At 32.2% G+C, this 9,901-nt stretch carries 13 protein-coding genes; all 13 read right to left on the bottom strand.

Features of this window, described 5'->3' with window-relative positions; translation table 11 throughout:
- Window positions 1-190: 190 nt before the first annotated feature.
- The 13 genes from BLS32_RS18130 to BLS32_RS18075 all read right to left on the bottom strand — a co-directional run bounded on the left by BLS32_RS18130 (window position 191) and on the right by BLS32_RS18075 (window position 9,586).
- A complete protein-coding gene (locus tag BLS32_RS18130) occupies window positions 191-682 on the bottom strand; it encodes a hypothetical protein (protein ID WP_139171820.1) in 492 nt (163 codons plus the stop codon).
- Window positions 683-864: 182 nt separating this feature from the next.
- Window positions 865-1,290, bottom strand: coding sequence for a hypothetical protein (locus BLS32_RS18125; RefSeq protein ID WP_139171819.1), 426 nt, complete (start codon window positions 1,288-1,290; stop codon window positions 865-867).
- 379 nt (window positions 1,291-1,669) lie between these two features.
- Window positions 1,670-2,254, bottom strand: a complete 585-nt coding sequence (locus BLS32_RS18120; RefSeq protein ID WP_091399494.1) for an ATPase — start codon at window positions 2,252-2,254, stop codon at window positions 1,670-1,672.
- A 210-nt stretch (window positions 2,255-2,464) separates the two neighbouring features.
- Window positions 2,465-3,754 (bottom strand): hypothetical protein, encoded by a 1,290-nt coding sequence (locus BLS32_RS18115; protein ID WP_091399491.1) that lies wholly within the window; start codon window positions 3,752-3,754, stop codon window positions 2,465-2,467.
- A 175-nt stretch (window positions 3,755-3,929) separates the two neighbouring features.
- Window positions 3,930-4,295 carry a type II toxin-antitoxin system VapC family toxin gene (locus BLS32_RS18110; RefSeq protein WP_091399489.1) on the bottom strand — a complete coding sequence of 122 codons (366 nt, stop codon included), beginning with the start codon at window positions 4,293-4,295 and terminating at the stop codon, window positions 3,930-3,932.
- Complete coding sequence (locus tag BLS32_RS18590) at window positions 4,285-4,452, bottom strand: hypothetical protein (protein WP_170227632.1); 168 nt, start codon at window positions 4,450-4,452, stop codon at window positions 4,285-4,287. Before BLS32_RS18590 ends, BLS32_RS18110 begins: the two co-directional genes overlap by 11 nt.
- A 208-nt stretch (window positions 4,453-4,660) precedes the next feature.
- A complete protein-coding gene (locus tag BLS32_RS18105; protein ID WP_091399487.1) occupies window positions 4,661-5,128 on the bottom strand; it encodes a hypothetical protein in 468 nt (155 codons plus the stop codon).
- A 236-nt stretch (window positions 5,129-5,364) separates the two neighbouring features.
- Window positions 5,365-5,796, bottom strand: a complete 432-nt coding sequence (locus tag BLS32_RS18100) for a hypothetical protein (protein ID WP_091399484.1) — start codon at window positions 5,794-5,796, stop codon at window positions 5,365-5,367.
- A gap of 235 nt (window positions 5,797-6,031) precedes the next feature.
- Entirely contained in the window at window positions 6,032-6,916 is an 885-nt protein-coding gene (locus BLS32_RS18095) for a type I restriction enzyme HsdR N-terminal domain-containing protein (RefSeq protein ID WP_091399481.1), read from the bottom strand.
- A gap of 122 nt (window positions 6,917-7,038) precedes the next feature.
- On the bottom strand, window positions 7,039-7,590 hold the full coding sequence (locus BLS32_RS18090; RefSeq protein ID WP_139171818.1) for a hypothetical protein: 552 nt from the start codon (window positions 7,588-7,590) through the stop codon (window positions 7,039-7,041).
- A gap of 855 nt (window positions 7,591-8,445) precedes the next feature.
- Window positions 8,446-8,829 carry a hypothetical protein gene (locus BLS32_RS18085; protein ID WP_091399475.1) on the bottom strand — a complete coding sequence of 128 codons (384 nt, stop codon included), beginning with the start codon at window positions 8,827-8,829 and terminating at the stop codon, window positions 8,446-8,448.
- A 170-nt stretch (window positions 8,830-8,999) separates the two neighbouring features.
- Window positions 9,000-9,284, bottom strand: coding sequence for an addiction module antidote protein (locus BLS32_RS18080; protein WP_091399471.1), 285 nt, complete (start codon window positions 9,282-9,284; stop codon window positions 9,000-9,002).
- Between the two features lie 2 nt (window positions 9,285-9,286).
- Window positions 9,287-9,586: a type II toxin-antitoxin system RelE/ParE family toxin gene (locus BLS32_RS18075; protein WP_091399468.1), complete on the bottom strand. Its 300-nt coding sequence runs from the start codon at window positions 9,584-9,586 to the stop codon at window positions 9,287-9,289.
- Between the last annotated feature and the right edge of the window lie 315 nt (window positions 9,587-9,901).

The raw sequence follows: 9,901 nt of genomic DNA, 5'->3' as shown, positions 1-9,901 counted from the left end.
GGGTTTTCTATTTTTGTTATGAACGATTTTGGTTCGGTAAAATTGCAGTTAACGTTTCTCGCATTTGAGAAGTTGCGGTTCAAGCGGACTGAGTTCTTTCTGCCACGATAAAACTTTATTCGTGAAACCGAAAGTTCAATTACCAAAAGACCAGCAATTTCTTAAATGCGGTGTTAGCTGCTGCCACTGGTTAATTTTTTATTTTTTGAACTGTAAATTTTTCTTTGTTGTCAGCTTTATGAAAATTAAATTTTAAATTCAAATTTAAAAAACCTCTTTCTATTTTTGCAACTGACGAATGATTGTCACATCTAAACCAAACTTCATTAACATACAAACTATATTTTCCCCTTTCGCAGATTTGATTTGCTAATAAATCAGATATTTCAAATTTACCATTTTCATAAAGTTTTAATTGCACTTTATTTTTATTAGCTGAATTTGAATTTAACAATACGTAATTTCCAACTAGATCATTTTGAGTTAGAGTTTCGCTTCGTTTTTTTTCAACGATTTTATAAGCGATCGTGAAAATTAGTATAGAGAAAGGGATTAAAAAAAATATGCAACCCAATTTTAAAATTGGCATACGGCGTTTAATTTTCCCAACAATCATTAATATAAAACCAACTAAAAATGATAAAATCAGAATTGAAATAATTAATTGTAGAAAAGAAGTCATAATTCGTTCTTATTTTATCGGATTTTTCTGTTGGTTGCAGCTAACGTTTCGCGGCTCTCACGCAGTTGCGAATAAAAGCGAACTGAGTTCTGTCTGCCGAATATAATGTTTCTTCGTGAAATAAAGATTTCCGGTTAGAAAAAACTTCGCAATTGCTTGAAGCCGTTGTTAACTGCTGGCGCTTATTTCCATATGCCTCCACTTTCGACAATCCAAAAATATATAAGCGTCATAATGAAATTTGTAATTGAATTAGCGATGAAGAAAGGAAACAGAATCTTCTTGCGATTCAACTTTTCTTTGACAGCGAAATAAAAAAATGGTAGTTCGATGACTAACGTTGCTAGATATGAAGTAAACATTCCCATCAGAAATCCTTTTAATCGGTATTCACCGTAATTCGTGTTTCCACCCCAAAAATCTAGATTTCCAATAATAGATGAAAAATGTGGGGCAATGTAAAATAGGCCAATAATCATTGAAACATAATTGGCTAAAATAATAAGCCACATTCTATTAGGAATTTTATATTTTTCAATTATCGCGCTTTCACAAATTCCAATTATAGCGTTAAAAATAAGCGAATGCAACATTCCAAACCACATCATTGGCGATCATGCGTTTGCAAAAACCAAAGAGGGAAACATTTTCAAAAACATCAAAGCGAATAATCTTTTTCTTTCTAAAATCATCATGATCGTGATTTGCGCTTGCAGTTAACGTTTCGCGGCTTAAGCGAGGTTGCGATTTAAGCGAACTGAGTTTTCTCTGCCAAGATAAAACTTTCTTCGTGAAAACAAAATTTCCGGTTTCCGAAAACCAGCAATCTCGCTTAGCCGCTGTTATGAGAAGTGTTATGGTTTTACTCTCGTAATTTTATTATCCTTAAGAATAACAAGTTCGCTGTTCATTCTCTTTTTAAACTCAATAAGTTTGTCGTAAACTTTATCCATTCCTTCCAAGATTTTAGTTTGGTTTGGAGTTCTTTTATATTCCTTCATTGTAGTAACTTTTAAGTTTATCAAATTTTTCATGATTTAGAATATCGATTTCAGAATCTAAAGTTTTTTCAGCAAGCAAAATATGCTTTCCTTCAGAATTATCGAAAATCATTGCTTCGTCAACGATTGGCAAATAGATTTCAAATAGATTTTTTATGCCGTTCAAATATCTACGTTTTATAACATCGAGTTCAATATTATGTCCACCTTCTATAACTCGTGTTTTTACGCGCTCAATAGCAAGGTCTACATTTTGTAACCAAAAGAAAAGAAGTGTAACATTATAGTTTTTATTTTTTGCTTCAAAAACTTTTGACTTATAACTTTTTGTTGCCAAAGTAGTTTCGAAAGCAAAATTTTCATTTGATTCCAAAAGTTCGTTGATTCTTCGAAGCATAATTCTTCCAGCTTCAAACGAAACTTTTTCAGGTTGAAAAGGAGACAAACCTTTTGCAATTTCGTCAGCATTTACGAATTCTTTACAATCTAGAATTTCAGGTAAAATCGTAAACGAAGCAGTAGTTTTCCCAGCTCCGTTACAACCCGCAATTATGTAAAGATTCTTTTTCATTTTTCAAAGATAATGAAATTCGAAAAAGAACGTCGTGATTTTACGTCGCGCTCAAACATTTCTCATAACGTTTGGCCTGTAACCGTCAGTCGCGGATCAAAGCGAACTGAGTTCTCTCTGCTAAGATAGAATTTCTTCGTGAAAACAAAAGTTCATTTTACCGAAATCTCCGCGATTGCGGTTACAGGCGGTTAGTGGCTGGCGTGGTTTCTAATCGGGATATTCTTTTTCCGAAAATTTTAGTTCGGTTGTAGCAGTAAACCATTTTAGTAATTCCATATCCTTTCTTATTTCGTTTTCAAGTTCTTTAGGATATGGTTTTATATCTTTATGCAAACCAAACTTAAATTGTTTGCAATTAGTTGTAACTCCTACAAGTATAATTTTATCATGTTTATAATTGGTATGAACACAGTAAGTTTCAATTACTAAATTCATCATATGATTGACTTGATCAGGTGTCATATCGACTGTGTAAAAAGCAAAAATTATAGCAACGCCATCTATTTCTCCATATCTTCTCGCCAACGCAAATCCGCGTAAGTCATTGTATTCTTTAACGAAATCAAAAAGGTGTTTAGAAAATATTCTACGTTCAAATCTATTGAATGATAATAACTCTTTTGCAAATTCAACACTGCCTTCATCTTGATTAGGCATTACTTCTCTTTTGACATATTCGTCAATAAAATAGCTGATTTTATCTGCTTTTTGTTTTCGCTCTAATTGTTCATGCTTTAGAAATTCATCCCAAGTTCCATCTATTTGGAAAAGCATTCCATTATATTTATCAGAAGTGATATGTTCTGAAAACTGTCTTTCATGTTTTATATAGCTAGCTAATAAATCGCTTTCGGTTCCAGATATTAATATATATTGTTTGTCTAAATTTTTATTGCTTTGTAATTCGAAAAATTGATCGTGAGTTTCTTTGTCAAATTCGTCTTCTTCGCTAGGTAATATTAATACATCTTTTCTAGAAAAAGTGTTCTCCCTTTTTTCTAAATATTCTTCAAAATCTTTTATGGTATCAAGAAATTTTGTTAAATTAAAGAAAGATGTTTTATCAAAGACATGAATGAACTTCTCATCTTTTGTCTCTCGATTTGATGGATAGAAATGAACTTTATCTCCAAGATGAATGACAATTCGATGAATATTTTTTATTTCAGATTTGTTGATAATATGAGATCGACCATTTATATTTTTAATTTGGATATCATAAGTCGAATTTAAAATTTTCTTTTCAGCGCCATAAAGTTGCCGTACATCTTTTTCTATTGCTTTTCTAAAATATCTAGAATAGAGACCTTTAAATTCATAATTTTTAACGCAAATTAAAATAATTGTTTCTCTGAAATGAATTATTAAGTCACACAATTCCTTTTTATTTCCTAGTTCATCCATTGGATTTGGATAACACCAATAACTGAAGAATGAATTTGTAGCTAACTGATAAACAAAATTTTCTCCACCTTTCCCTTTTTCATTACTTTCCATGGTTTCGATTTTAGCCGGATTTTTGTATGCTTGCCACTAACGTTAGGCCGCTTCGCGTCAGTTGCGGCAATCGAAGCAGAGTACTTTCTGCAACCCAAAACGAAGTTATGAAAATAAAACGTTCAATTAACCGAAAAGCAGCAATTGCGTGAAGCGGCGGTTAGTAGACGTTTTATTAAAAATCGATTAAAACTAAGTCTAATTCAGTTATTTTTTGAAAACCTTTGTCAGCCGTTACTAATGGAATATCATAAACTAATCCCGTCGCTGCAATAATTGCATCAGGAAGTTTAATTGAATATTTTCTTTTTAATAAAATTGTCTGTTCTTTTATTTTAGAATTCCAATCAATCAAAAAACAATCACCAAGAAGTGAAGTAAGTTTTGTTTCGTCCGATTTTGATAATCCATGAAAACCGAGTAACTCAATTTCTGAAATAAAAGAAACACCAAAATCATATTCTAAAAACGGCTCAATAATTTTATTTCCTTCGTGAAGATAAATGAGGAAGTTAGTATCAGCAATAAAATCAATCTTCATTTTCTCTCGCTGAAATTTGATATTCTAAACCGTCAATTTTTCTTTTAAGCTTGCCGAAATGCTTACACAGATTTCCAGATTTAGTCGACTTCTTCAGTTTTTCACTGAGAATTTTTGAAGTATTTTTCAAATTAGATTTATCGATAACTACTGTCATGGCAAATTATTTTTATCAAAAATACGAAAATTATCGTTCAATTCACGATATCGCCCAAAATGTCTACTAACGTTAGGCCGCTTCACGAGTTTGCGATGCTAGCGGACTGAGTTCTCTCTGCCAAGATAAAACTTTCTTCGTGAAAATGAACACTCAATTTACCGAAAACCAGCAAATTCTTGAAACGGCGGTTATAAGCAGCCAATATTTATTGTTCATGAAATTTGAAGTCTTTTGCGATCAAATAGCTTTTACCAATAATAATTAATTTAAAATTTTCCCTTTTCAATTGATTGTCGAAAGCAGTGATCGACACATTATGTTTATTACAAACATTTAAAATATTTTGAGTAATCGAAAATGGCGCGTATGATAATTTACCACTTCCGTCAGCAATATTTTTTTTGAAAGTTTCAAAAGTGAAGAAGTTGTTTTCCGTTATGTAATTTTTCCAACTTCTCCAGCCAAGCGTAACTTCATTAATTGCGTTTTCGATATCTTTTATAAAAATCTCAGGATTGTCTGGTTTAGAGTTAATGAATGTTGTGATTAAATTTTCGGAATAATCGATAAGTAAAGCATGCTTTTCAAAATATTGGAGTTTATTATGCTCGCCAGTTTGCAAGTTAAATTCTTTCTTATTTACGAAATCGAAACGGAAAAGATTATGATCCATGTTCAACAATATAAAAGTTGATTGATAGTTTTCGATCTTTACTACTTTATTATTCAGACGTCCAATTTCCACGGATTTTTTCTTTGGTTGCTTATAACGTTAGGCCGCTTAAGCGCAGTTGCTGATGCAAGCGAGCCGAGTTTTCTCTACCAAGATAAAACATTCTTCGTAAAAAAGAAATTTCCGGTAACCGAAAATCAGCAATTGCGTTTAGCGGCGGTTAACTGAAGGCCGAGTTAGTTCAAAGAATTCCAATATTTTCCCATTAAACCGCGATTAATCATTTGCTCTTTATTAATTTTTGGTAATGAAACATTACTGCTTAATAATGTCGTATAAAATTTCTCATGACTTTTATAATTCTCAAAAAGCCATTCCCACTCTTTATAGTAACTCAACATCCAGGATAATTCATAATCAATTTTATCAGCGTCAATTATTTTCTCAATATTTTCGATGATTTTTGTGTTTGCAACTTTATCAGTTTCACATATTCCGGTTAAAAACATCGGCTCTGAAAGTGAAAACCAATACAAAAAAAGTCCGCGTTTTACTGCTTCAATATTCTCGTTACTCAATTCTGCATATTCAAAATGTAATTTTTTAAATTTTTCCGGCAATTTGAGTTTAAAGATTTGCGCTTCTCTTTCTTCAATCGTTCCTTTCAATGAAGTTACGATTAAGTTAAGTTGAAGTTCTTTTTCTGCTAAGTTTTGAATAGATATTTATATGATTTTGTTTTATGCGCAATTTTTACGGCTTTCAGTTAACGTTTCGCGGCTTAAGCGAGGTTGCGATTCAAGCGGACTGAGTTTTCTCTGCCAAGATAAAACTTTCTTCGTGAAAACAAAATTTCCGGTTACCAAAAACCAGCAATCTAGCTTAGCCGCTGTTGGCGGCAGTCTATATAAATTGATTAACTTTCATGGGAAGAAAAATCTCATCAGCGTTTTCTTCTAATTTATCTCCGACCTTACAATCTATATTAACATAATAAACTTGATCGGCAAATTTTATCATTTTTCTAGAATCAATATTTCTAGATGATAATTTTTCAAACGCCTCCTGTGGAATTTTGCCTTTTAATTGTTGAAATTCTGTTGAGCCAAAATCAAAAGTAACTACATAAGTTTCATTTTCAATTATAGCGCCAGCCGACATTGTATACTGATTATTGTCTAATTGCCCGATATGAAATATTGGAGTTTCTGGAAAAACTAAGCTTTCAGATTGATCAAATCCAAGACGTTTCAAATGCAGACCTAAATCTTTTTTGATAATTTTCTCAGCATCTTTAAAGACATTTTGAGGCTTTAATATTTCTTGAATTTGATTCCAATATCCGGGAATTGCACGAATTGGAAAATGTAATAAAGGTTTCTCTTTACTAATATTGTATAGTGTAAAATATGTTCCGTTACAAAGGGCAAAATAATTTACTCTAATTTCACTATGTATTGCGTAGGAATAAGCTTGCTCTACATTAGCTGAATTAATCGTTGATTCAGACGGTGATTTTGCATCTAAAATCCAACCTGGTTTTCCATTTATTTCAAATACATAATCAGGAATTATGTGTATTAGTTTTCTTTGGGATCCAATTGAAACATACGGATGAATTAATTTACGGCTTCTAATTATTTGAAAAGGTTTTGATGGAGAATAACCCAAGCCTTTTATAATTGGAAAGATAATTTCTTCGCGTACAGAATCCTCTTTAAATTCAGGATGATTTAGTAAATCAAAATCGAAATTTTCTAATACATTATATAGCGAACTATGTTTCATTTGGATTGTATTTTTCAATAGATTGCCGCCAACGTTTCGCGGCTATCACGCAGTTGCGAATGAAAGCGAGCTGAGTTCTGTCTGCCGAATATAAACATTCTTCGTGAAATAAATATTTCCTGTTAAAAAAAACTTCGCAATTGCTTGAAGCCGCTGTTGTGCGACGGCCGTTTTAGAAATGGCTTTAATGTTACAAATAATATTGCTAAAATCGCTCCACCGTATTCAAAATCATGAATGTAACCAACTGTTACAAAATTTTTTAATTGTTCTTGGCTTCCCGAAAATCCCCGATTTATTATAACATTCGTTAGCGATATTTTCCCAAATATAAATCCAAGTATTCCACTTGCAAATACGAAAATAAAGGTAGTTAATATTGCATTAGTTAAATAAGAAAAAATAGTTTTTGTATTGTTTTTCGATAAACTAATAATTGAATAAATAAGTCCAATAATCAATCCTAACCACCAAGTTGACCAAATTCCAATTATGGCTGCGGTTAATCTTGGAGTATCTAAACCATATTCTACAAATCCAAACCTCGGAAACATTGATTTCGTGAAAAATTCTGGAGAAATAGAATATGAGATTTGATTATTTATAACTCCAAAAATGGAAGTTAAAACTACTATGGAAATTGTTAAAATGACTAAAATTGCTGTTTTTTTCATAATGTGATTCTCGGCTGTCGCACAACGTTTTGCGGCTTCACGCAGTTGCGAATGAAAGCGAGCTGAGTTCTGTCTGCCGAATATAAACATTCTTCGTGAAATAAAGATTTCCGGCGACAAAAAACTTCGCAATTGCTTGAAGCCGTTGTTATGAGCTGTAATAGTTTGTAAACTTAATTCGCGATTTCAATTTTAACAATTTGATTTTTATCTTTTCCATAAGTTATTCTCACGGGCAAACCATTTTGTAAGATACTGTTAGTTTCACTAAAGTTGTTAAAGCGCCCAAGCATTGCATCTCCATAAGAAAATTTTACAGAATCAACTATAACTCTCAATAGTTACAACTCGACGTTGTGATGCAGGTCTTTCTCTTTTGAAATCAGAAATTACGCCTTCAACTTGTGCTACTTTTGAAGAAGTAAAAAATGTTTGTATTCTATTTTCAGTATCGTCTTTGACCATATAAGTTAGGTACACGAACATTGAGGTAGCGAATATGAAAATGCTACCAATGATCCATAAAAGAATTAATTTTTCATAATCCTTATTTTTTTTTGTAGCGTTTAATAAAGCCCCAAGTGATTAAACAAATTATAGAAATATATAAAAAACCTCATAGGATTTTATTGAGTTTGTAGGCAAATCAGCAATTGACCAATATGTATAATATTTCATTCGTTGTTGTTTAGTCTGCTGCGGAAATTATAGCTCATAACGTTTGGCCTGTAACCGCAGTCGCGGGTCAAAGCGAACAGAACTCTCTCTGCTAAGATAAAATTTCTTCGTGAAAATCAAACTTCATTTTACCGAAAACTCCGCGATTGAGGTTACAGGCGGTTATATGAGGCCACGTTAATACATTGTTTTGAATCCACGAAAAACCCAAGAAACACTATGAATTGCTAAAGGAATAGTTATTAAAAATAAAGTGAAGTATAAACCGACTTTAAACATTTTAGGACCATAGAAATTATTTTTCTTTATAAAGATTTCAGTTAGCCAACCTAACGTATAGCCAATATTGCACAATATTCCAAAACCCAGAATAATTAGCGGTTCAATTAAATCTTCTCCTGTCGGAACATTTACGATTACTGAAATTATCATCAGGCAAATAATTCCATACAGTATGACAATAAAATTATAAAGAATTCGACGCAATTCCCACCAAAAAATAATTTGGAAAACGTTTCTGTCTTCGTAATAAACGTCAAGCAGCTTGTTTAAATATTTCATGTCGTTACCGCGAATTTTTGTGGTCTCATATAACGTTTCGCGGCTTAAGCGAGGTTGCGATTCAAGCGGACTGAGTTTTCTCTGCCAAGATAAAACATTCTTCGTGAAAACAAAATTTCCGGTTACCGAAAACCAGCAATCTCGCTTAGCCGCTGTTGTGCGTTCGTTTTTTATGCTGGTATTGGATTTACTTTTATTTCTCCACCAATAGCTTTTAAAACTTTCATAATAGTTGAAAATTGTGGTTTGGCTCCATCAGATAAAGCTTTATACAAACTTGGTCTGCTCATTCCGGTTTGTTCTGCAATTTTTGTCATACCAATTGCTTTTGCGATATGTCCAATCGCAGTCACAATTTCATTATCATTTCCTTCTTCCAAAACCGCATTTAGATATTCAGCAATCATTTCATTACTGTCCAAATAATCTGCTATGTCAAATTTTGATGTTTCCATTTTTACTTTTTTAGTTTATCCCAAATTTCTCTTGCTTTTTCAATGTCTTTCTGTTGACTTGATTTGTCTCCACCAATTAGCAGAATAATAATCTTTCCTTCATTTTCTTTGAAATAAATTCTGTAGCCTTTTGCATAGTTAATTTTCAATTCACTAATTCCATTACCAACAGGTTTGCAATCTCCAAAGTGTTCCTCACTTTCTAATTTTTGAAGTCTGAATAAAATTTTTGCTTTTGCTCTTAAGTCATTCAATTTCTTAAACCACTTATCAAATTCTGTTGTTTTTTCAATAAAGTACATTTCTCTAAACTGTATTCATTCGGATACGAAATTATAAAAATTATTTCAATGTCGCAAATTTAATTTTTAGGAGTTACGTTCGTAAAAATGACGCACAACGTTTTGCCGGTAAGCGAATTCGCGATGCCAGCGGACTGAGTTTTCTCTGCCAAGATAGAACTTTCTTCGTGAAAAACAAACGTTCAATTTACCAAAAACCAGCGTAGTTCGCTTACCGGCGGTTGTGCGACGTTTATTTTTGTATTCCGATTATTTCTGTTAATTTGTTTATTGCGCTTTTTGAAAAAAATCTAAATCCTAATTCTAGAAAAATAA

The sequence above is a fragment of the Flavobacterium noncentrifugens genome (assembly GCF_900100375.1).
GTDB lineage: Bacteria > Bacteroidota > Bacteroidia > Flavobacteriales > Flavobacteriaceae > Flavobacterium > Flavobacterium noncentrifugens.
Note: the sequence above shows the minus strand (reverse complement) of the source record. Positions and strands in the feature narration are given on the sequence as shown.

What these genes read in the sequence shown, in the direction of transcription:
- BLS32_RS18105 (WP_091399487.1), bottom strand. Translation starts at nt 5,128, where the DNA reads ATGGATCATAATCTTTTCCGTTTCGATTTCGTAAATAAGAAAGAATTT.
- BLS32_RS18080 (WP_091399471.1), bottom strand. Translation starts at nt 9,284, where the DNA reads ATGGAAACATCAAAATTTGACATAGCAGATTATTTGGACAGTAATGAA.
- BLS32_RS18085 (WP_091399475.1), bottom strand. Translation starts at nt 8,829, where the DNA reads ATGAAATATTTAAACAAGCTGCTTGACGTTTATTACGAAGACAGAAAC.
- BLS32_RS18130 (WP_139171820.1), bottom strand. Translation starts at nt 682, where the DNA reads ATGACTTCTTTTCTACAATTAATTATTTCAATTCTGATTTTATCATTT.
- BLS32_RS18090 (WP_139171818.1), bottom strand. Translation starts at nt 7,590, where the DNA reads ATGAAAAAAACAGCAATTTTAGTCATTTTAACAATTTCCATAGTAGTT.
- BLS32_RS18125 (WP_139171819.1), bottom strand. Translation starts at nt 1,290, where the DNA reads ATGATGTGGTTTGGAATGTTGCATTCGCTTATTTTTAACGCTATAATT.
- BLS32_RS18590 (WP_170227632.1), bottom strand. Translation starts at nt 4,452, where the DNA reads ATGACAGTAGTTATCGATAAATCTAATTTGAAAAATACTTCAAAAATT.
- BLS32_RS18120 (WP_091399494.1), bottom strand. Translation starts at nt 2,254, where the DNA reads ATGAAAAAGAATCTTTACATAATTGCGGGTTGTAACGGAGCTGGGAAA.
- BLS32_RS18095 (WP_091399481.1), bottom strand. Translation starts at nt 6,916, where the DNA reads ATGAAACATAGTTCGCTATATAATGTATTAGAAAATTTCGATTTTGAT.
- BLS32_RS18115 (WP_091399491.1), bottom strand. Translation starts at nt 3,754, where the DNA reads ATGGAAAGTAATGAAAAAGGGAAAGGTGGAGAAAATTTTGTTTATCAG.
- BLS32_RS18110 (WP_091399489.1), bottom strand. Translation starts at nt 4,295, where the DNA reads ATGAAGATTGATTTTATTGCTGATACTAACTTCCTCATTTATCTTCAC.
- BLS32_RS18075 (WP_091399468.1), bottom strand. Translation starts at nt 9,586, where the DNA reads ATGTACTTTATTGAAAAAACAACAGAATTTGATAAGTGGTTTAAGAAA.